General features: G+C 36.4%; 18 protein-coding genes. 4 read left to right on the forward strand and 14 right to left on the reverse strand.

The features are described from left to right. Positions 1–54: 54 nt before the first annotated feature. The 3 genes from BMX18_RS03385 to BMX18_RS03395 are packed head-to-tail and all read right to left on the reverse strand — an operon-like array spanning position 55 to position 5,897. Positions 55–4,998 carry an InlB B-repeat-containing protein gene (locus BMX18_RS03385; protein ID WP_093815077.1) on the reverse strand — a complete coding sequence of 1,648 codons (4,944 nt, stop codon included), beginning with the start codon at positions 4,996–4,998 and terminating at the stop codon, positions 55–57. A gap of 58 nt (positions 4,999–5,056) precedes the next feature. Continuing rightward, positions 5,057–5,641 (reverse strand): signal peptidase I, encoded by a 585-nt coding sequence (lepB, locus tag BMX18_RS03390; protein ID WP_074626839.1) that lies wholly within the window; start codon positions 5,639–5,641, stop codon positions 5,057–5,059. Next, a complete protein-coding gene (locus BMX18_RS03395) occupies positions 5,628–5,897 on the reverse strand; it encodes a DNA repair protein (protein WP_093815079.1) in 270 nt (89 codons plus the stop codon). The genes lepB and BMX18_RS03395 overlap by 14 nt, the downstream gene beginning before the upstream one ends. 1,173 nt (positions 5,898–7,070) lie before the next feature. Between BMX18_RS03395 and mutY the strand changes: the two genes are divergently transcribed. Beyond that, positions 7,071–8,216, forward strand: a complete 1,146-nt coding sequence (gene mutY / locus BMX18_RS03405; protein WP_093815083.1) for an A/G-specific adenine glycosylase — start codon at positions 7,071–7,073, stop codon at positions 8,214–8,216. A gap of 47 nt (positions 8,217–8,263) precedes the next feature. Here the strand turns inward: mutY and BMX18_RS03410 are convergent, their stop codons facing one another. From BMX18_RS03410 to slmA, 5 genes are all read right to left on the reverse strand, one after another. After that, positions 8,264–8,860, reverse strand: coding sequence for a response regulator transcription factor (locus BMX18_RS03410; protein WP_074868494.1), 597 nt, complete (start codon positions 8,858–8,860; stop codon positions 8,264–8,266). Continuing rightward, positions 8,841–10,445 carry a sensor histidine kinase gene (locus BMX18_RS03415; RefSeq protein ID WP_257609178.1) on the reverse strand — a complete coding sequence of 535 codons (1,605 nt, stop codon included), beginning with the start codon at positions 10,443–10,445 and terminating at the stop codon, positions 8,841–8,843. The genes BMX18_RS03410 and BMX18_RS03415 overlap by 20 nt, the downstream gene beginning before the upstream one ends. 52 nt (positions 10,446–10,497) lie before the next feature. Then, entirely contained in the window at positions 10,498–12,519 is a 2,022-nt protein-coding gene (locus BMX18_RS03420) for an FtsX-like permease family protein (RefSeq protein WP_074965013.1), read from the reverse strand. A 15-nt stretch (positions 12,520–12,534) separates the two neighbouring features. Next, the gene (locus BMX18_RS03425) at positions 12,535–13,269 is read right to left on the reverse strand and encodes an ABC transporter ATP-binding protein (RefSeq protein WP_093815085.1); all 735 of its coding nucleotides are present in this window, start codon (positions 13,267–13,269) and stop codon (positions 12,535–12,537) included. A gap of 295 nt (positions 13,270–13,564) precedes the next feature. Beyond that, the gene (gene slmA, locus BMX18_RS03430; protein ID WP_093815087.1) at positions 13,565–13,741 is read right to left on the reverse strand and encodes a salivaricin M family lantibiotic; all 177 of its coding nucleotides are present in this window, start codon (positions 13,739–13,741) and stop codon (positions 13,565–13,567) included. A gap of 240 nt (positions 13,742–13,981) precedes the next feature. Between slmA and BMX18_RS03435 the strand changes: the two genes are divergently transcribed. Further along, entirely contained in the window at positions 13,982–14,581 is a 600-nt protein-coding gene (locus tag BMX18_RS03435; RefSeq protein ID WP_093815089.1) for an NADPH-dependent FMN reductase, read from the forward strand. A 10-nt stretch (positions 14,582–14,591) separates the two neighbouring features. Further along, positions 14,592–17,006 carry a flavocytochrome c gene (locus BMX18_RS03440; protein ID WP_093815091.1) on the forward strand — a complete coding sequence of 805 codons (2,415 nt, stop codon included), beginning with the start codon at positions 14,592–14,594 and terminating at the stop codon, positions 17,004–17,006. 311 nt (positions 17,007–17,317) lie between these two features. Here the strand turns inward: BMX18_RS03440 and BMX18_RS03445 are convergent, their stop codons facing one another. The 5 genes from BMX18_RS03445 to trxA form a co-directional block, all read right to left on the reverse strand. Further along, complete coding sequence (locus BMX18_RS03445) at positions 17,318–17,746, reverse strand: YjdF family protein (protein WP_074868508.1); 429 nt, start codon at positions 17,744–17,746, stop codon at positions 17,318–17,320. Positions 17,747–17,893: 147 nt separating this feature from the next. Further along, positions 17,894–18,274 carry a hypothetical protein gene (locus BMX18_RS03450; protein ID WP_074564402.1) on the reverse strand — a complete coding sequence of 127 codons (381 nt, stop codon included), beginning with the start codon at positions 18,272–18,274 and terminating at the stop codon, positions 17,894–17,896. A gap of 72 nt (positions 18,275–18,346) precedes the next feature. Beyond that, complete coding sequence (locus BMX18_RS03455; RefSeq protein ID WP_093815093.1) at positions 18,347–18,982, reverse strand: DUF421 domain-containing protein; 636 nt, start codon at positions 18,980–18,982, stop codon at positions 18,347–18,349. Positions 18,983–18,985: 3 nt separating this feature from the next. Continuing rightward, positions 18,986–19,435 carry a DUF3290 domain-containing protein gene (locus tag BMX18_RS03460; protein WP_074482559.1) on the reverse strand — a complete coding sequence of 150 codons (450 nt, stop codon included), beginning with the start codon at positions 19,433–19,435 and terminating at the stop codon, positions 18,986–18,988. 106 nt (positions 19,436–19,541) lie between these two features. Next, the gene (gene trxA, locus BMX18_RS03465) at positions 19,542–19,856 is read right to left on the reverse strand and encodes a thioredoxin (RefSeq protein ID WP_015695637.1); all 315 of its coding nucleotides are present in this window, start codon (positions 19,854–19,856) and stop codon (positions 19,542–19,544) included. Between the two features lie 242 nt (positions 19,857–20,098). On the opposite strand from trxA, the gene BMX18_RS03470 reads away from it, so the two are divergent. Further along, complete coding sequence (locus BMX18_RS03470; protein ID WP_074482560.1) at positions 20,099–20,596, forward strand: phosphatase PAP2 family protein; 498 nt, start codon at positions 20,099–20,101, stop codon at positions 20,594–20,596. 78 nt (positions 20,597–20,674) lie between these two features. On the opposite strand, the gene nadC is transcribed toward BMX18_RS03470, so the two are convergent. Further along, complete coding sequence (nadC, locus tag BMX18_RS03475) at positions 20,675–21,535, reverse strand: carboxylating nicotinate-nucleotide diphosphorylase (RefSeq protein WP_093815160.1); 861 nt, start codon at positions 21,533–21,535, stop codon at positions 20,675–20,677. Between the last annotated feature and the right edge of the window lie 22 nt (positions 21,536–21,557).

A 21,557-nucleotide genomic window follows, 5' to 3' on the forward strand; every position in this document is an offset into this window, starting at 1 on the left:
TTCTTTCTAATTTTATCCTAAAAGTTTTAAAACGACATCATTTGGCATCACCTCCTAACCACTATCGTTAATAGCTTTTTTCCATCTATTAAAGATAGTAACTAGTACAGCGACAACCATTAATATAACACCTGCAATAATGAATTTCTTCGTTCCGATACCACCGCTACTTGGTAATTCACTACCAGCTTGGTTAACGACTTGAAGACGGTAGTTGTAATTTCCAATACCATTCACAATTCGCTTATTATCATCAGCAGAAACAGTGTGACCATCTTCATCACAAAGTTCCATGGTATAAATAGAATTATCAAATTCATCACGATCTTCAAGAACATTGAAGCAAACATATTTATTAATAACTCTATAACCATCTGGAGCAGAATTTTGAGTGAGACGATAACGTCCTGGCATTAATCCATTGATATTAAAACCATCTGTGGATGTCACATCAAAGCTATTAAACTCGTTACTGATATCTTCCCAAACACCAGCACCACGTTTTTCAAGTTTGAAATTTCCACCAGAAAGAGCGGGTGACCAGCCACTTCCAGTTACTTGTAAATTAATTGTTGGCGTAACAATCAAGTGACCATGTGTAATGGAAATGTTGTAGTTTGTAGGTTTAGTATTTGGTAACAAAGTATAAGTAAAGCGGTTATAACTTGTACCAGGATAGGTTTGACTACCAGTGAAGTTGTAAGATTGAATACCTTCACCTAAAATAAATCCTTCGGTGTCAGTCATTGGACTTGGTGTGACGGTATGCGCTGTCAATGGTGTACCATCGTAAGTCTTCGTTGCTTCAGCAGATGTCAAAACAACATCACGCTTATAAATAGTAAGAGCACCATTTGACACTTGGAAGTGAACATCGAAGTTAGGATCTGTATTTGTAAATTGGTTAGACAAATTCAATAAGTAAGTACCAGCGTCTTTTTGAGTGATAGATGGCTCAGCACCGTTAAATTGAATTTTATTTTCTGAATACAGATTTGTACTGATACGTGTCACTTCATAACCTACTGTTGAGTAAGTTCCGTCATAGACTTTAGAAATCGTATCACCAGTAATGATAACTGAAACATATTGTTGTCCAACAGTTAAGGTACCAGGAGTATAGATGATATTGTAGTAATCATTTCGATTATTACCATCGTCATCAGTAATGGTAACGGCTGTTGGTGTTGTACTGCTTGTTCCAGCGTTAGTTTGTGAACCTGAGTAAGTCACCGAAGCTAACTTATCACCACTTTGAAGGGATTGACGATAGACATCTGTCAAATCCGATAGACCACTACTCTTAAGAGCTTGACCATCGTAAGATTTTTCTTTATCACGCGCTACGATATTAATATCTTTCTTATAATAAAGATTGATATCAATATTTTCACCACCTCTAAAGGTATAGATATTTTTGACACTTGTCGGGTTATTCTGATTTGTGACATCTTGTCCTGAATCATAAGTGTAACCTGAAATGTCTAGATGATGGTCGATAGTATTACAAGTACCACCTTCATGGAAGGTTTCTTCAACTGGTGCTTGACCAGGAATTGGATTACCATCCATATCAAGATAGTGGAAAGTAATGTGACCATCAGACTTCTGACTGTAGTAGAAAGTAATGACGTTATTTGCCGCATTAGATGTCAAAGTCAAACTCAAAGTATCATCTAGTGGATAGTAGTCACTACCAACATCTGGAGCGACTTCCTTAACACGAACCGTATCACCAGTAACAGTCTTAGTAACTGATGGACTTAATTCAGTCTCAGTACCTTCTAGTAAGTAACGAACGGTGTAATCTACACTAGGTTGTTTTCTAGTATAGTAGAAAGTAATCACATTATTTTCATAACCAAGGGTTACAGATTTTTGGTTATTACCTGGACGGTAACCTGTGATAGCAAGGGCTGTTTCAGTAATGGTATCGCCAAGTTGAAGAGCCGGACTTGTTACCACCTTGTCAGGTGCTAACTTACTTTCATTGTTATCAGCATCGACATATTGAACGGTGTAAGTCAATGGATTTAATTTCCAGTGAGCTGTTAAGACCGTATCTTTAGTGATTGGCTTAGTCCAGTCAAATCGTTTACCTTCTTGGTCGAACCAACCATCAAAGGTATAGTGATTTCTGATTGGATCTGCTGGCGCTTGTGCACAAACGTATTTTTCAACAGATTGTGTCGGTGGAGCTGTTCCTTCACCACCATTTAAGTCAAATGACACGTTGTAACGTGGGGCATTCCATTTCGCGTACAAGACCAAATTGTGGTTTGGCATTGTGTTGAAGGTATAAGGTGTTGTTAACACAGCATCCTCATACCAACCACCCCAAGTATAGTCACTATCAACACCAGCTGGTCGGCTAGGTTGGTAATTATACTCTGATGATGAAATATCAGCTTCAAATGGAATATTGAGCTTATGACCTACCTCATCGTTACCATAATAGTAGTCAATTTGGAAACTATCACGGTCATAGTAGAAACGATAAGTCCTATCCGATGTTGATGTTCCTTCATAATGAACACCATTTTGAGTAAAGCTTTGGTCCGTACGGTAAGTATAACCATAGATTTCCTTGGCAGTAAATGTACCAGAGTTAAAAATGAATGACTGACTATACTTATTAGACTTCACATAAGAACCATCCGGTTGTTGCAACCAGTACTCAGCCGTATAAGTATTACCTCGGTTGGTCCAAGTGGCTTTGAACGTTCTTGTTGTTCCTGAATTTGGTAAAAGCTCAGGCGTAACTTCTTGACGTTTGGTCTTATATTCATTTTCCCAAGAATCAAAGAAACGTTCTGTTGAAACCTGACCAAGATAGTTAAGCGAATATACTTCTCTTGGATTTGATGTTGAACTTGGCCATACACTTGACACATCTTGACCTAAAACAATATTTGTTAATCGATATTCAGTGCCTTGATATGTATGTCCACCTATATCGATACGACCTAATGAGTATCCCCAACTAGTGAGGTTCAGGTCAAAAATAAAGGTGTAACGTTTCAAACTATAATAAACATTTAAAACAGATGAACCATCCGCTGCTATGACAACAGATGACGTGCTATTTGGTCCACCAGATGCATTTTCACGTTCATAACCTTTTGGAACAACAGATAGATTTGGAGCACTTGAAGCATTTACGGTTGTATCAACCGTACCAGTACGTACGATAGCACTATCGTAAACATAGTGTGTGGTATTTGTCGCGTTATCATAAACTTCTTTATAATAAGCTATTGTGTAAGGAACGCTATCTGCTTTCCATTTAGCGTATAAGGTCTTGTCACTATTAAGTGTGACATTTCCTGTGACCTTATTACCACTGAATTCTGGATTATCATACCAGCCATCAAAGGTGTAACCTTTTTTCTGTGGCACGTTACTAGTAATCGCAACAGACTCACCGTACAAACCTTCTGTTGGCTCGATATAATAACCACCGTTGGTATTGTAGCTAAGTTCAAAAGTCTTACGTGTGTAGTAAACGTATAGGTCTTGACCTTGAGCTTGGGTAAGAGTTACTGAATTTGTTCGTTCAAAATCAGCAAAATCATAAGTCAAAACTTGCGGTCTAATGGTTGAACCGATAACACCGTGAGCTTGAACAGTTTCAATTTCACTGTAGTTATCATTGTTCAAGTTTTTCAACATGTAGTGAACATTATAGGTAGCATCTGCTGCTACATATTCAACTCTAATAGTGATGTTTTGGTCAATGTTACCATCTGCCGCATCCTTAGCCGCTAAATCTGCTGCGTTAGCAAATTCAACGATTGATTGGCTTGGATAGTAGACTTCATCTTGAGATACACTAGGATCATCACCTGGTCTTACAGAAGGCGGAGGTGTAACACGATATGGTGTATCTTTGGCTTCGACTTGGTGAACATCATTACCAAAGACCGTATCACTGTTAGTCGTATTATTGTGATAGAAATATTGGATTGTCGCATTGTAAATCTTAATTTCAGAGTAATCTGCAACAACTGTCATATCACTAGTAATTGTTGTATCCTCTGTAACAGTTGAATCATCAGCTTGATTTTTCCATCTTGTGAAGCGATAACCTTCACGATAAACTGGCGTTGGGAAAACTGCAATCTTTCCACCATCGGTAACTTCAGCGGTTGTCATATCATGTTCAATGCCGCTGTTATCAGTGTACTTGAAGGTAACAGTGTGAGTAGTTACTGATCGTGGTGTATTTTTAGCTTGAAGTTTGGCATCGTCAGTTGCTTTGTCATCTTTAGGGTCGCTTGAAGTGACCAAAGCGTAAGCTGAGAATTTACTGTTTTCAAAGGAAACCGATGTAATCTTATGGTCAATTTCTTTGACGTCCTTTTGAGTGATGTTTTCTTGCGAACCATCGTCTGGGAAATGAATGACATCAAAGTTATCTTTAGCAGCCATAGCCTCGCTCGGTGTAATTGTCACCTTAACGTCAGCTTTTGGTTCAACCTTTTGACCATTTGATTCAAAAGAAATATCGTAGAGAAGAACACTTTCGATGTTCTTTCCTACTAGAGAATTTTGTACTTTTTCATAATTCGCTTGATAAGCAACATCGTCATTTTTGATTTCCTTGACGGTCAATGTCGTATCCTTAGGCAACTGTGCCTTTTCATCAACATCAGCTTTAATCGTGTAATCTTGATTTTGTGCTGTCAAGGTTGTCGCTTGTGTGATCAAATCAGGCTCATCACTTGCTGCTTGTGTAGCACCGCTATTTGATGTATCAACTGAGGAACTTTCTGTTGTAGATCCTAACTGATTATCCTGTGGTGCCGGTAGCGATGGCGGCGACTGACTACTTTGTTCAACTTCTATACCAGGATCTTGCGAAGCAGTCTCATTATCAAGAGTAATAGCTGGTAAAATCAAAAGATAAGCTGTCACCAGAGCTACTATAACGGCAAGGAAAGTGGCAAGTTTTTTATGATTCTTGATTAAATCTTTTCGTCTAAAAAAATTTCTCATCGATTTTTCACTCTCCTTCCCTCCTAAAACATTAGTGAAAATATGTCGACAATTACTTTTAATTTAGAGTACCAATATCTGATAAAGGCCAAATCCTAAAAATTAGTTTACCAACTAATTGTTCATCAGAAACTGTACCAACAGAAGTATTTCGTGAATCAATCGAAACGCTACGGTTATCTCCCAAAACGAAGATACGGTTTTCTGGAACTTGGTAAGGAAACTTAATGTTTGTCTCACCATAAGATTTGTGTTCGATATAAGGTTCTTTTATTTTTTTGCTATTGACATAAACCGTTCCATCCTTGGTGATGTTAACCCAATCACCCGATTCTGCAATAACTCGTTTTACCAAAATATTGTTGTTGTAATAAAAAGCGACGATGTCTCCTGTCTTAAAGTGATTACTTTTAACTGTCAAGACCACATCTCCACTATCTAGGGTTCCCTTCATAGATTTCCCATAAATCCTAAGGGTTGGAAGGTAAAGCATAGCTACCAAAATAGCAAAGGCAGCTACGACAATTAACATAAAAACCGTGCTTCTTATCTTCTCGGTGAAAAGTTTACGGTATTTCGCTTTTTTATATAACTCTTCAATCTCACTGGTTGTGGGAAGAGTAATTTCGTTATCCTTTTTCATACTCCGCTTCTCCATTCATTTGTTTGACATTCTTAAGGTACAAGTCTGCTGCTTTTTGGCTTTCTTCAAAAACCTTTGTCAAACTAAGGGAAGCTTCTGCGATAGAACCAGCGTTGGCTAGTTTTATCTCTTGATTTTCTAATTTTTCATTGGCTTTTGCCAATTCATCTCTTAATCGGTCGATTTCTTTACTCTGCGCTAGCATGATTTCATATAATTCGATACGTTTTAATCTTCGAAAATTACTTCTACTCACATAAATCGCCTCGATTCTTCTTATTATTAAGCGTTTTCCTTTAATCTTATTTTAGTACTTTTGACTTTGATTTTCAATTATTTTCTGTAGATTTTCTTAAAAAATTTCGGCAATTTTGGTTTTATGAAAAAAATATCTTTTAAAGGCAAAAAAAAGAAGCTGAGAATTTTTATCTCAGCTTCCAAAAAATTTTTTCGTATGTCATCTAACATACCATTCTCATAAGGAGTTAGGCTGTTAGATTATTATCTCCGTTTTTATAGCGATTTAAATTCATTTTCAGCATTGTACATATACCTCCATGAGTTTTTTAGTCACTACTTTTTTACATTGGTATCACTCCTTTAGCTATTTTATGCAACTAGCTAAAGTATCACCATTTTTATATCTTGCTACGTTCATAAGATACCTCCATTAATTGAAAATACTCACATAACAACGATAATAATCAATTTTTTCTGTTTCTTTGATAGGGCGATTGACTCGTCGCCATATCTTTTTTGAGTCTCCATTTTTGTAACGGCCTACATTGATTGCTTTCACATCTATCACAACTTTCATTAAAAAATTAAAAGCTTTTTTCAAACATGGAAGCAATATGATTAGAAGCCCTTTCGATTACTACTGTTACTAGCAACAAGATCAACCGGTATTATTTCTTGCACCAGCTATTTCTAATCGTTCACTTCCAATTAATATCTTCATCTAAAATGTGACATCACTCCTTCATTGACCTAAATTCAACTAGTTGTTAGTCTCCATTTTTGTAACGACCTACATTCATCATCAACATAAGACGTTCCTCCGATGTTTCTTTTGTTACAAATTTTTTGAGATTTGAGGTATAAATCTTTATGGCTAATCAAAGTGACTAATCACCATTTTTATAGCGTCCTAAGTTTAATTTCAACATAAGCGCCACCTCCATAACGTAAAGTTAACTGTGCCTACTTAACTCCGACTAGAGACTTTATCACCATTTTTATACCGGGCGACATGTGGTTTCATCATAAGAACTGTTACCTCCTTACTTCGTTTCTTTTGTCATCCTTCTTTACACTTTTATTATAATGTAACCGCTTACCTTTTGTCAAGAGATATGTGCTTTTTATTAAAAAATTTTTCCAAGAACTTTTATTACCCTTAAGATATGAACTTTGCTAAAATGGAAATATGATTAATTTAACTGATTATGGGATTGAGATGTGGGACGATGAAAAAATCGCTTCTTTTCGCCGTACCCTGCTCAATTGGTATGATAATGAAAAACGCGACCTACCTTGGCGCAGAACTAAGAATCCTTATTTTATCTGGATTTCTGAAATCATGCTGCAACAGACACAAGTGGTTACAGTAATCCCCTATTATGAACGCTTCTTGGATTGGTTCCCGACGATTGAAGATTTAGCCAATGCTCCTGAGGATAAATTGCTAAAAGCTTGGGAAGGGCTTGGTTACTACTCTCGCGTGCGCAATATGCAAAAGGCTGCGCAAGAAATCATGGAAAAATTTGACGGTATTTTTCCCAACAATCACAAGGATATTCTTTCTTTAAAAGGTATCGGCCCTTATACGGCTGGTGCTATTTCTAGTATTGCTTTTGGACTTGCTGAACCTGCTGTTGATGGGAATGTTATGCGCGTGATGGCGCGCCTTTTTGAAGTCAATTATGATATTGGCGACCCCAAAAATCGCAAGATTTTCCAGGCAATTATGGAAATCTTAATTGATCCAGAACGTCCTGGGGATTTTAACCAAGCACTGATGGATCTGGGGACTGATATCGAATCAGCCAAGAATCCTCGTCCAGATGAATCTCCGATTCGCTTTTTCAGTGCAGCTTATTTACACGGGACTTACGATAAATATCCGATTAAACTTCCTAAGAAAAAGCCCAAGCCGCTACAGCTTCAAGCTTTTGTCATTCGAAATAGCAAAGGTGATTTCTTATTAGAAAAAAATCTTGATGGGCGCTTGCTTGGCGGCTTCTGGTCATTTCCAATCGTGGAAACAGACTTTATCGGACAGCAACTAGATTTATTTGAAAAAGATACTGCTTCTCTTAAAACCGTCTCACAAAAAGCACTTTTTGAAAAGGATTACCAAGTCACTCCTGACTGGACTAATCGAGGATTTAGCCTTGTCAAGCACACCTTTAGCCACCAAAAATGGACTATTGAACTCATTGAAGGCTTGGTAACTTCAGATGAAGTTTCCAAAGACAAAGAACTCCGCTGGGTCTCACTAGACCAACTTCAAGATTATCCCATGGCTACACCACAGAAGAAGATGCTTAAGGTTTATTTGGAGGGGAAATAAGACAAAAGCAAGGATTCCACGATATGGAATCCCTGCTTTTTGTTTACTTAATCTGGGGAAAAATACCCTAACTGTTCAGCTTTATGAATAGCTTCTTGTCGGTTAGAAACCGCTAATTTCGAAAAAATACTTCCAAGGTGGTTAGATATTGTTCGCTTGCTTAGATAGATTTTGCTACAAATCTCATCAATTGTCTGTCCGTTTCTCACTAAGTCTAATATTTCAACTTCGCGTGGAGTTAAAATATCCAAAATTTCTTCATTAGAAAAAATCTTATCACCTTGATTAACCCTCACCAATTTTTTAATGAGATCATCAGGGTCAATACTCTTATCTAAGAAACCAGATGTCCCCATAACTTTAGCTCGGTGCTCATAAATCTTTTTACTATATCCAGTTAAAATCACAACTTTAGCATTAGGATGACTATCAATTATTTCCTTAGCCAAAGCAAGTCCATCATCCTGATAAATACTTGTCAAATTAATATCGACTAATAAAATATCATAGCAATCAACCGCTATTTCATCTACTGATTGGAAACCTTCCAGAATGTCAACACGTTCAACTTCATCTGACAATTCTAAAACCATCTTTATACTCTGACTAAAAAGTTTATGATCATCAATTAATAAAATTTTCATAACAAATCTCCTTGTCAATTGGAAGAGAGACTTTTACAGAAAATAGTTGCCCCTTCTTCTCAATCTCCAAATTTCCCCCTAAAATAATTAAACGCTTATTTAAATTTTTCAAGCCATATCCATCAGACTTTGTGCTATCCTGGCACAAATTTTTCGTGCAAAGTGTAATCCTATCGTTCACAATATCCAATGATAAATTAATATCATCTGTAGAAGAATACTTCACAGCATTAGTAACTAACTCTTCAACAAAACGGTAGACAATTTTATCATATGGTGTAAGCAATGAAAAAGTTGGTGGAAAATTGAGGTGAACTTCTTTACTGCTATTGTAACGTTTCAAGATTCGATTTACTAAGGAACGATAGTCATCAGATAGCGAAAAATTATCTGAAATCATCGGCTGATAATAATCCATGCGTTCTCGAAGTGTACCAATTAAATCCTCAGTAATCATATTAATCTGATTTCCAAATTTACTATTTTGGCTGTATTTATTGAAATTTTTTATCGCCATAACGCTTTGTAAAATTTCATTATGCAAGAACTCAGAAAATTGATGTTCTTTTGTCTCTTCAGTCAATAAATTTTCTACAATTAAGTGTTTCTTTAAAAATAAAATTTCAAAATACTCTTTTAGCGATAACACATCTGATGCTTTAAATAACCGAATTCCCTCTTTGATAAACAGACCAAAAGTAAACATGAGTAGATTTAAGAATAAATAACTAATTTTCAAATCCAGTTGCAGTACAACGAATATAAACATCATGAAAACTGTAATTAAAACAAATGTACTGAAGAATGCTTTTATATAGGTCATCTTTATTTTTTCTATTTTTCGCTGAAAAGTTTTAAAAATAGCACTTAAATGTAAGAAAAAAAGTATTAATGCAATATCAATATACCAAAATAAATTTAACCAATCAGTACCTATGGTATTAGAATAAATAACCACATAGGATAATGGTAAAACAATTGCTAAAATCTTTAAATTTCTACGTTGATATTTAAAAAGACTTTTCAACTCTTTACCATAAATGATAAGTAATAACAATGGTGTTAACGTTATAAAAAATGATGTAAAAAGCGATAAAAAAATAAATGTTGATTGCTTAATAAAGAAAAATACTGTGGTGACAGCCATTAATATTGACACCGCAAAAAACAATTCTTCACCAATCTTTTCGCCAAGAAGTATAATTGATATCGAACTATATACTAGCAAAAATAAATTTATCGGATGTAAGATATTAAAAAAATGAAACAGCGTGCTTGATGCTGTTTGATTAATGATTGATTCCCAACTAATCAAAAACATCAAAAGTATTAAACACAATTTCAGCCCACTACTCTTAAACTTGACAGCATTGCAAATGTAACTAGAAGCAACTAGCACTATAACAATGGCTAATGAAATTCTTGATATAAAACCTATGGAATAATTTATTGGAATTTTATAATAGATATAAATCAATAAAGCTAAATGGTTTAACAATGTAAACCACCACATCACCAAAGAATTTTCCGAAATCTTTTTGACTATATTTTTCATAAATCGTAACCCTTTAAATATTTTTTTCATTATAGCATAAAACCAGAATGATGAAAAAATCATTCCGGTTTCAGCTAATGCATCACGATGATATTTTGGTTAATCTCCAACAAATTTGATAGGTAAAAATGAGATAAATCCCTAATAATGCCGCCGTTAACAAAAGATACCTCATATCTAAAATAATAACGGTATTAGCAAAATTTTCAAAATAGCCAAGTAAGCTACGACTCAATGCTACACTTAATGGAATTGCCAAAATAAATGGTATTCCAAAATAAGATAATATTTGTTGTAACAGAATCATTTTGTTGTCTTTTTCTCGATTTCCTAATAAATACAGTATTTTATAATCATTGACACTCTCTAAAGTACTTGTTGAGGTCTGCAATGACAAAATACTGAACGAAATTATCATAAATACAACACCGACGAAAATTAAAACAAAAACAATGACTCCCATAAATCCAAGATAAAGTTCAGCTAATCGAACTTTAGTCTGATAGGTAAAATCGTTGATTTCTTCACCATTAAGCGTAAAATAATGCCCTTCAATCCACTGTTCTAAAAATATTTCAATCTTTCTCTTATCAGTATTTTTCTTATAATTGGCAACATAAGTAGTTGAATCTACTGTTAAAGTTTTGGTTACCTTATCCGGAACAATAATTGTACCTGAATCATTAGTTCCAACCGAAGATAAGAAATAAACAGTCTTAAATGCTTTTTGTGAAGCTAATTTAAGGGGTGTTTGATTAATCATCAAAATCTTTCCTGATGCTAAAAACGACTTAATTTGCTTAATAGTACCATCATAATTAGCATTAACAATATAACCATCATCTGGTAAACTAATTGCTTTCTTACCTTGTAATGCTAACAACCGGTTATAGTCTGACAAACTTAAAATAGGAACTTTAGTTTTAGGTAAATCTTTATCGTGTTCCCATAATTGGCTTGTATCAATGATATCTTTATAAGTCAGATTACTTCTATATGTAGTGTACTCCAATTCTTCCTTTACAACTGAAAAATCAAAGCCATCTGCTTTCAACCTATCTTTCACTGTTTCATTTGGATAATGATACGACTCTCCACGGTACAAATTGATAGAAAGGTCGTAAGGAGAATAATCCTTAATCAACTTGTTCATAGTAGAATACGAACTACCACTAAAGACTAATAACGTCAAAGCTAGTGTCAGACACATTGACAATACTGCCAAAGTAACCGCATTGTAATCAGCCTGTTTAGAAAATTGACGAATTTTAAATGTGTTATACTTTTTAAAATAAATTGATGGCAATAAAGCAACCAGCTTTAGAACAAACTGACTCAGTGAATTATAAAATAGAATAACCGTTATCACAAAAATTGTAATCAACAAAATCCCACTTTTCTTCAAAATACTCAAGTGATGATAGTCTGCAAAAAAGAGACAACCTATTACAATAATTAACGTTGTAATAATGAAAAGCGCGACTTGAAGAGTTTGATTCCCATGAACTAAAAATGGCGATTTAGCATTAGTTTCTTGGATTAAACTAATAATCCTCTTTTTCCTAAATGTCATCATATCCATCAAAAAAATAACAACACAAATCACAAAATAGGAAATGAGCAATAGCATAATTGACGGTGCATCTACAAAGAACATACTACCGAAGTAATTGCCCATAAAAAAATCCGATGCGACATATGCTAATGCAACAAGAACGACCAACCCAACAATCAAACCAACCAATAAAGCAACAAAATTGACAATTAAAGTTTCACAAAAAAGCGTTACGACAATCTGACGCTTTTTCATTCCAAGCGTAGCATATAATCCCAACTCTTTTTTTCGGCGTCCTAAGACAAAATTTGTTGAATAAATAACTAGAAATCCAACGGCTACTAAAACAACATATGATAACAATCCCATATATTGCGTCATAATAGTTGTCAACATCTGCTTTGCACCAGATAAACTTTGCATAACTGGGTGCTGTGGCAAGGCATTAAAGGCATAAAGCAAACTATAAATAAGTGTTAAACTAAGAAAATAGATCGTGTAAGTCTGAAGATTTCTAATAACATTACGAACAATCAATTTTGGATACATATTAACTCTCACTTTCTAGCGTGTTTTACTATAAATAACTTCGAGATACTCATCATTTGACATTCCATTTCGAGTTACATCTTCCATAATTTGGCCATCTTTTAACAATAGCATCCTCGATGAATATTTTGCCGCAGCTGGATCATGTGTAACCAATAAAATGGTTATTCTAAAACTTTTATTAATTTCCTGTAGAAGCAGCATCAAATTTTCTGAGTTAGCTGAATCTAAAGCTCCAGTAGGTTCATCAGCAATCAATAAGCTTGACTGATCAACCAGCGCCCTTGCTGTTGCTACACGCTGCCTTTGTCCTCCAGAAAGTTGATTAGGAAATTTATTTTTTAATGTCTGAATAGATAATTTCTCTAAAATAGTATCGATATCTTCTTTATGAGAATTTACCCTTTCTCCTTTTATCTGTAGTGGTAATATGATATTCTCATAAACTGTTAAAGTTTCAACTAAGTTATAAGATTGGAAAATATAAGAAATATTGTGAGAGCGATAGTCAGCTAATTGATCATCTTTAGCGTTAACAATATCAAAGCCATCAAAAGTGATATCTCCTGAAGTTGGTTTATCAATTGTCGAAATACAATTTAATAAAGTGGTTTTTCCACTTCCACTAGAACCCATTATCGCTACAAACTCACCCTGTTCGACTGTAAAATTAATATCAGACAAAGCTTGAACGAAACTCTCACCTTTCCCAAAGTGTTTATTAACATGACTTACTATCAAGTGTGACATAACAAATTCCTCCCAGTCTTTATACAAATACATTATAAAAAGACTTTTCCCGAAACACATGAGTATTTCGCGCATATTTGCCATTAGTAATTAAGCAGCATATAAATTTTAAGTCATCACAGAAACTAAAAAATCACGCTGCTTGTAGCAACGTGATTGCAAATTATTTTCGATTCTTATAAGTTTTCATAATATAAACAATCGATATTAATAGAATTCCTAATAGAATAACAGGAGCATAAAACTCAAGTGTTCCAATAATTTCCTCCATTTTATCCCCCCTTAAACATACATTCTATCCACAACGTACATTAGGCGATGTACATTCATAAGACGTTGTAAAAATATAGCCACAACGTCCTTGAACTGTCATACGAATTGCCGTGCGAGCACCTGCAGCGGATTCACCATCTAACTCTTGATGATTAATTTCATATTCAAGAGTATCAATTCCAAACTTTTCTTCTGTCATTAAAATTCTCCTTGAAAATATCATTTTCTAGAATCATTGTCAATAAAATAATGCAAAACTCCCTCAAAAAGCTGATGTCTTGGAGACTTTGAAAAATTCAACTACAACTTTAATTTCTTCAAAACGATACTATGTTACTATTTTTAGGTATTTTTTCACTTCCCTGACCAAAAACGTTTTCAATTATTCTTAAAAAAGAGTATGATGAAAGTAACAATTTGTAAAAAAGGAGTAGATTATATGAAATTAGTTGCTATTGTCGGAACGAATTCTGAGCGTTCTACCAACCGTAAGTTGTTAAAATTTATGGCTAAGCATTTTGCTGATGTGGCCGACATTGAACTGCTTGAAATCAAGGATTTGCCTGCCTTCAATGAACCTGAGGATAAGATTGCTCCTGCTGTTGTTGCTGCATTTTCTGAAAAAATTGCTAGCGCAGACGGGGTTATCATCGCTACACCTGAGTATGACCATACCATTCCAGCACCGCTATCTTCTGCTCTTGAATGGATTGCCTACACAAGTCGCGCGCTAATCAATAAACCAACCATGATCGTGGGAGCTTCTCTTGGAGCACTAGGAACATCACGCGCACAAGCACATCTTCGTCAAATCTTGGATGCCCCTGAATTGAAAGCCCGCATCATGCCTGGCACAGAATTTCTTCTTGGTCATTCCGAACAAGTGTTAGATGACAATTTTAATCTCAATAATCCTGAAAAAGTCGCTGAACTTGAAGATAATTTCAAGGAATTTCTAGCTTTTGTAAATATTACCAATCAAGTTGTCAGCAAAGCTAATACCAACCGTAAAAAAGCTTTTGCTTGGGAAAAAGACTAGGAGGTTTATTATGAAATTAGTTGCCATCGTCGGAACAAATGCCAAACACTCATACAACCGACTTCTACTCAAATACATGGCAAAACATTTTGCCAAAGAAGCAGACATTGAGATTCTGGAAATCACTGATGTTCCAATGTTTAATGAAACTAATGACCAAACAGAGTCTGCTGTTATCCAAACTTTCAACACTAAAATCACTGAAGCTGATGGGGTTATCATCGCTACACCAGAACACAATCACACCATTCCATCAAGCCTAAATAGTCTTATCGAATGGTTGTCATTTAACATTCATCCTTTGACAGGCAAGCCAATTATGATTGTGGGAGCTTCTTATGATGTTCAAGGCTCTTCACGCGCTCAACTTCATCTACGTCAAATTCTAGACGCCCCAGGAGTTAACGCCGTTGTCATGCCTGGTAGTGAATTTTTACTTGGGCGTGTCCAACATGCCTTTGATGAAAATGGCGACCTTAAAGACCAAGGAACCATTGATTTCTTAGAATCTTGCTTCTTCCGCTTTATTCGCTTTGCCAATATTGCTAATCAGCTCAACCAACCCGAAGACGTACGATTTGAACCTGGTACTTATCACGTCACTACTGTCGGTCACAACGGTGATTTACCAATGTCTGTGACTTTGTCAGAGGACCGCATTGAAGCTATTGATATTGATTCTTCTGGTGAAACTGGCGGTATTGCTGACGTGGTCTTCACCCGTATTCCAGATGAAATCATCGAAGGACAAACCTTGAATGTCGATGCTATTTCTGGAGCTTCAGTCACTTCAAAAGGTGTCCTAAATGGAGTCGCGCGTGCAGTGCGCCAAGCTGGTGCTAATCCTGACGCCCTTCGTTCACGTCCAAAAGCTCCTTCAGCTCTTGATAAAGAAGACAAAACTTACGAAACAGAACTTGTCATTGTCGGCGGTGGAGGTGCTGGACTTACTGCAGCTGCTCGCGCCCTTCAAGCTGGTAAAAAAGTCATTCTCGTTGAAAAATTCCCAGCTGTCGGCGGAAACACTGTCCGCGCTGGTGGTCCAATGAATGCCCCTGATCCTGCTTGGCAAAATACATTTCCTGCTAATCCTGGTGAAGCCCACAATCTGCAAGAATTGCATGATATTGATGAGGCAACTATCGACCCAGAATTCTTACCAGATTTCCGTGCCCTTAAGTCTGAAATTGAAGAATACCTCAAAGACCCAACTTATCTTTTTGACTCAAAACTTCTCTACCGTATCCAAACTTATCTTGGCGGTAAACGTAAAGACCTCAAAGGGCATGAAATCCACGGTAATTATGAACTTATTCGTGTTCTAACAGAACATGCTCTTGAATCTGTTCGTTGGTTGGAAAATATCGGTGTCGAATTTCTACGTGACGAGGTAACTATGCCAGTTGGTGCTATTTGGCGTCGTGGTCATAAACCAAAAGTTCCAATGGGCGTTGCCTACATCGCTGTTTTGAAAGATTTCGTTTTGAAAAACGGAGGAATCATTCTAACAGATACCCAGGTTAAAGAACTCGTTGTAACTGATGGTGTCGTCACAGGTGTCAAAGGTAGCGGACGCAATGGACAAACTATTACCGTCAATGGTAAAGCTGTGATTTTGACAACAGGTGGATTTGCAGCCAATACTAAAATGCTCCAAAAATACAACACTTACTGGTCAGAAATTGATGATAATATTGCCACTTCAAATACCCCTGCTGCAACTGGTGACGGTATCCTACTTGGTCAATCTGTTGGTGCAGACCTTGTCGGTATGGGATTCAGCCAAATGATGCCCGTATCAGACCCAGTTACTGGTGCACTTTTCACAGGGCTTCAAGTACCTCCAGCAAACTTTATCATGGTCAACACCAAAGGTAAACGCTTCGTCGATGAATACGGTAGCCGTGACCAATTATCACAAGCAGCTATTGACAACGGAGGTCTCTTCTATCTTATCGCCGATGAAAATATCAAAGAAACAGCCTACAACACTAGTCAAGAAAAAATTGATGCCCAAGTTGAAGCAGGTACCCTCTTTAAAGCTGATACCTTGGAAGAATTGGCAGAACAAATCAACATTGACCCCGCTACTTTGGTAGAAACAATCACCAATTACAATTCATACGTTGACGCTGGGCATGACCCTGAATTTGACAAAGGTGCCTTCGACCTTAAAGTCGAAAAAGCACCATTCTACGCAACACCACGTAAACCAGCCACACACCACACGATGGGTGGTCTAAAAATCGATACTCACGCCCATGTCATCAACGAAGATGGCAAAATCATCAAAGGTCTCTTTGCTGCTGGTGAAGTTGCAGGTGGTCTTCACGCAGGTAACCGACTCGGTGGTAACTCACTAACAGACATCTTCACATTTGGACGTATCGCAACTGATACCGCAATCAAAGAATATCTTGATTAAATAGTCAACACCAAGGAAAATAGAATTAATATTCTAGGCATAAGAAAAGCACCCTATACACCAAGATAAAGGGTGCTTTTTTCGTTATTCACAATCTTTTAACAGCTTAGAAAAAAACACCAAATCCTTTTACATACAAAAAATTCCAGATTTAAAATCTGGAATTTCTAGGAGATTCGCAACAGCTACTTTATGTCAACAGCTGCTACAACTATGAAAAAGAAAGTTTATTTAGGATTGACTATAGTATAGCCAGACTAGCTTAAGTAAAGCTGAATTTTTTCTTATAGAAAGCTTAAACTTTTTTCTTTTCAATGTCCCCGCTTTTTCTGATGACGCTTTTCTTGCCTAAGCAAGTATTTTCGTTCCTTTTCTAGCTCACGTTTCACCTTTTGCTTAGACTTTTGAGCTTTCTTGACTTCCTCACGCATTTCCTGCATAGCAAGCTGAGCTTTCGTTGACACCACAGGCTTACACTTTGCCTTATTGATATCACGTTGCACCCGTTTTGGATTTCGTTTTTTCTGTGAAATAGCTGGCGCTGAAAACTCAGAGCTTACTTCGACCTTATCATACCTGCGCAGCCATTTTACCAAAGAAACATCAATAAAGTTTAGAATATCATCATCCTTTGGTTCTTTACCAAACACATAACGAAAAGCCTTGTAACGTTTCTTCGAATCCGTAAATTCAATCAAAGCCGACCAAAATGCCCCATCAAAATATACTGTCATTTTCATAACAGCCCCTCCTTAAAAAAATTGACAATGGACGACCTCGGAAGGGGAAGGTTACTGATACATGTTGTACTCACAGACTACCAACTGCGATGTGTTTTTATGTCAGCTTTAGTATAACAAATTTTAAAGAAGTTAACAGATTTTAGCTTAAACCGCGAAAAATCCTGCTAGGTCAGCTGTTAGGACATTAGCTACTGCAAACTGATACTTTCCACGAAAATGTGCCAAGTGTGTCATGGTTCTGATATTGTATTTCTTGGCAAATTTTTTGTAAGCAACATAATCAATATCTTTGGTATCAAGGCAATAAATCACTTGGTCAATTTGACTGAGTCTGTCTAAAGCATTTTGAGTATCAACATTATCAAGTCGACCAATCAGCAAATAAAAATCTTCTTTAGCTGCCATTTTCCCCTTGACCTCATCAAGACTTACAAATTGAATATTATCTGCCGTTTCAGCTTTAGCATCCCCACAATGAAATAAAAAGGCTAGCAATAACAAGCCAAAAATCGTTACAAGTCGCATCTCTTTTCCTCCTACTTATTTATTCGAAAAAGAAAAGAAAAACCACCAGAAAATTTGGTGATTTTATCAATTTTATTTTTCTGAATAGGGAACCAGGTACAATTTTCCATTTAAGTATTCAGCTAAAAAGATTTCTCTAGGGTTATCAATATTTTGTTCCTTAAGTTTTTCTAGCAGCCACTCTTCATCCTGATTGATTAATTCTAAGACATCATAATTAATGCGACCATTGCTAATCAGTGGAAACTTCGGATTTTCCGAATTTTTATCTAGAATCGTTAGCTTGCCATTTGGCTCCATAATGGCACTCTTCACATCTTGAGTCGAATTCAAACCTTCCATTCTCAAATGGAGCATCAGCTGATCTGCTGTAACGCCTAGTTTTGCACAATTTTCCACATTCACCTTGCCATCTTTTATCAAAATTACTGGATTTCCAACAACGATAGATTTAATGTATTTATTATTAATCAAGAGTTTTACGACAATGACTACCAAAGACCAGATCAGCAAAATAATCAAAAAGGTTGAAATGGAAATCGAACTATTGTAAATCACACCACCGATAATGCCACCGAGGACAAAGTTTTGAATCTGATTTAACGGTGTGTTTGCTGAAAATTCATATTTTCCGAGAACGTTAATCTGTAAAATCGTCGCTAAAATTCCTAGGAAAAATTTGATACTTATCAACACGTACATATTCATCGGCTACTTTCCTCCATTAACGTAAACACGGTGGTCAATCACGTGTGTGCGCTCAAGTGTGTAAGAATTATTATCATCATTCAGATGAACAGTGTAGTCTTCCTTATTATAACGAACGATGATACCATCTTTTAAGGTTGTTGAATTGACTAAGACATCCTCAGGTTTTAAATCATTATCCGTAGCCACACTTTTGATGAATTTGACAAGAACTTGTGACTGCGAAAAATCATGGTTATTTTGCATGTAATCTTCAACTTGAATCCCCAGAAGAATGAACATCAACACCACGATACCAATACTAATATCGCGAAGACGCGTCTTCAGCCTATTTCGCATGTAGTGTAGACTTGTCAGCATCACAATAGCAAGCAAGACAATCAAAATCACAGACCTCAAAACCAGATTAAAAGACTGATGCTGCGTAATGTAATCTAAATTATAGAAATTCATCTCACGTCCTCCTAAAATCCTTTTCTTTAGCTTTTTTACCATTATACTATTTCTAACACCAAAAAACTCCCGAAAACATCGGGAGTTCATCGTCTATAAAAATTGATTAGCTCAATTCAGCAACGATTGCTTTGATTTGGTCTTTAGTGTGAACACCAGCGACTTGTTTCACAACTTCGCCATCTTTTTTGAAAAGCAATGTTGGGATTGACATGATACCAAATTTTTGAGCTGTTTCTGGGTTTTCATCAACATCGATTTTAACGATTTTAAGTTCGTCTTCGTCCATTTCTTCTGACAACTGTTCCAAGATTGGAGCTTGCATCAAACATGGACCACACCAAGTTGCCCAAAAGTCAACAAGGACAAGACCTTCATTTGTTTCTGCTTCGAATGTAGCATCAGTAATATTGTGTGCCATAATGTAATTACCTTGAACTCCCAGATGGACTGACTTGTTTTTCATGAAAAAACGGATACGAATCAGCCTAGCATCCCAAAGTTCTTTTTCCTTTTCTATTAGTTTATGAGCCTATTTTACGGGAAATTTACCATTTTGACAACTAATTGCTACGGAAAATGATTTTTTTGAAAGTCTTCTCATTTTCCTTATCTGGCATGCTCGTATGCTATAATAAAACTATTATTAGATAGAGGATTCTTATGAAAAATTACGCTGAATTTTATAACAAGCTAACAAAAACTTTTCAAGATAAACCAGCAGCTATTCGCAGCTTACAAGTTATCAACAGTTTATTAACCAAAGTTATGTATCTGGTTTACCCACTTCTTCTTATCCACCTTTTTATCAACACTCCTGACAAACTTCCTATTTTCATTCTTATCCCAGGGCTATCATTTATCTTGGTGTCACTTGGTCGCCACCTGCTTAATGCCCCACGTCCTTATGAGACTTGGAACATCACACCACTCATTCCTAAAGATACTAAGGGGCACTCTTTTCCAAGTCGTCATGTCTTTTCTGCTAGCATCATTAGCGTGGCTGTGCTGACACAATCAAGCTTTTTAGGTGTTATTTTACTGATTTTATCGCTTGTCATTGCTTTTTGTCGTGTGCTAGGTGGGGTTCACTACCCGCATGATGTTGCAGCTGGTTATCTTATCGGCCTTATCTGTGGATTCTTACTATTTCTTTTTTAGTTATCAACACAAAATCCCCAACTCAATCGAGCTGGGGATTTTTTTGAACAATAATTTTTTGCCTTAAAACTTATCCACTTATTTATCAACAGGATGCAGATTTTTAAGAGATAAATCCAAGATTTTAGCGGAGTGAGTAAGGGCACCACTTGAGACGTACTGAACGTCCAAGTCCAAGTAAGAAGCGACATTAGCCTTAGTCACATTACCAGAAATTTCAATTTCTGCTCTGCCTGCAATCAAAGCAACAGCTTCTTGCATTTGGTCATGGTCCATGTTATCAAGCATGATAATATCAGCACCCGCTTCAACTGCTTCTTTAACCATCTCAAGTGTTTCCACTTCAATTTCAATTTTGCGGACAGATGGTGCATAAGCTTTGGCAGCAAGAACAGCTTCTTTAACACCACCAGCAGCACCGATGTGATTATCTTTCAAAAGGACACCGTCAGACAAGTTGTAACGATGGTTTTTACCGCCACCGATTTTAACAGCGTATTTTTCAAAAATACGGTTATTAGGTGTGGTCTTACGTGAATCAAGAAGCGTGATTGGACTATCTTTTAGAAGCTCAGCCATTTCATGGGTGTAAGTGGCAATCCCACTCATGCGTTGCAGATAGTTCAGTGCTGTGCGTTCTCCTGAGAGGAGCACACGGATGTCACCGTAGACTGTGCCAAGCTTTTGTCCCGCCTTAACAGCGTCGCCATCTTTCACCAAAACGTCAAACTTTGTTTGTGGGTCAAGCAAATAAAAAACGCGCTCGAAAACAGGAAGTCCACAGATAATCCCATCTTCTTTACAAATCAAGTCAACTTGACCAGCTACATTTTCTGGCATGACACTGTTAGTTGACACGTCTTCGTTATTGATGTCTTCTGAAAGAGCGCTCAAAATCAACGGATCAACATTTAATTTTAGGGTAATTGGATCTAACATCATTATCCTTTCTCATATCTCA

This window comes from Streptococcus sp. 45 (assembly GCF_900108865.1).
GTDB lineage: Bacteria > Bacillota > Bacilli > Lactobacillales > Streptococcaceae > Streptococcus > Streptococcus ruminicola.

Excerpts from the sequence above, each read along its gene's own strand:
- BMX18_RS03385 (WP_093815077.1), bottom strand. The coding sequence starts at position 4,998 with ATGAGAAATTTTTTTAGACGAAAAGATTTAATCAAGAATCATAAAAAA.
- lepB (WP_074626839.1), bottom strand. The coding sequence starts at position 5,641 with ATGAAAAAGGATAACGAAATTACTCTTCCCACAACCAGTGAGATTGAA.
- mutY (WP_093815083.1), top strand. The coding sequence starts at position 7,071 with ATGATTAATTTAACTGATTATGGGATTGAGATGTGGGACGATGAAAAA.
- BMX18_RS03410 (WP_074868494.1), bottom strand. The coding sequence starts at position 8,860 with ATGAAAATTTTATTAATTGATGATCATAAACTTTTTAGTCAGAGTATA.
- BMX18_RS03415 (WP_257609178.1), bottom strand. The coding sequence starts at position 10,445 with ATGAAAAAAATATTTAAAGGGTTACGATTTATGAAAAATATAGTCAAA.
- BMX18_RS03420 (WP_074965013.1), bottom strand. The coding sequence starts at position 12,519 with ATGTATCCAAAATTGATTGTTCGTAATGTTATTAGAAATCTTCAGACT.
- BMX18_RS03425 (WP_093815085.1), bottom strand. The coding sequence starts at position 13,269 with ATGTCACACTTGATAGTAAGTCATGTTAATAAACACTTTGGGAAAGGT.
- slmA (WP_093815087.1), bottom strand. The coding sequence starts at position 13,741 with ATGACAGAAGAAAAGTTTGGAATTGATACTCTTGAATATGAAATTAAT.
- BMX18_RS03435 (WP_093815089.1), top strand. The coding sequence starts at position 13,982 with ATGAAATTAGTTGCTATTGTCGGAACGAATTCTGAGCGTTCTACCAAC.
- BMX18_RS03440 (WP_093815091.1), top strand. The coding sequence starts at position 14,592 with ATGAAATTAGTTGCCATCGTCGGAACAAATGCCAAACACTCATACAAC.
- BMX18_RS03445 (WP_074868508.1), bottom strand. The coding sequence starts at position 17,746 with ATGAAAATGACAGTATATTTTGATGGGGCATTTTGGTCGGCTTTGATT.
- BMX18_RS03450 (WP_074564402.1), bottom strand. The coding sequence starts at position 18,274 with ATGCGACTTGTAACGATTTTTGGCTTGTTATTGCTAGCCTTTTTATTT.
- BMX18_RS03455 (WP_093815093.1), bottom strand. The coding sequence starts at position 18,982 with ATGAATATGTACGTGTTGATAAGTATCAAATTTTTCCTAGGAATTTTA.
- BMX18_RS03460 (WP_074482559.1), bottom strand. The coding sequence starts at position 19,435 with ATGAATTTCTATAATTTAGATTACATTACGCAGCATCAGTCTTTTAAT.
- trxA (WP_015695637.1), bottom strand. The coding sequence starts at position 19,856 with ATGGCACACAATATTACTGATGCTACATTCGAAGCAGAAACAAATGAA.
- BMX18_RS03470 (WP_074482560.1), top strand. The coding sequence starts at position 20,099 with ATGAAAAATTACGCTGAATTTTATAACAAGCTAACAAAAACTTTTCAA.
- nadC (WP_093815160.1), bottom strand. The coding sequence starts at position 21,535 with ATGTTAGATCCAATTACCCTAAAATTAAATGTTGATCCGTTGATTTTG.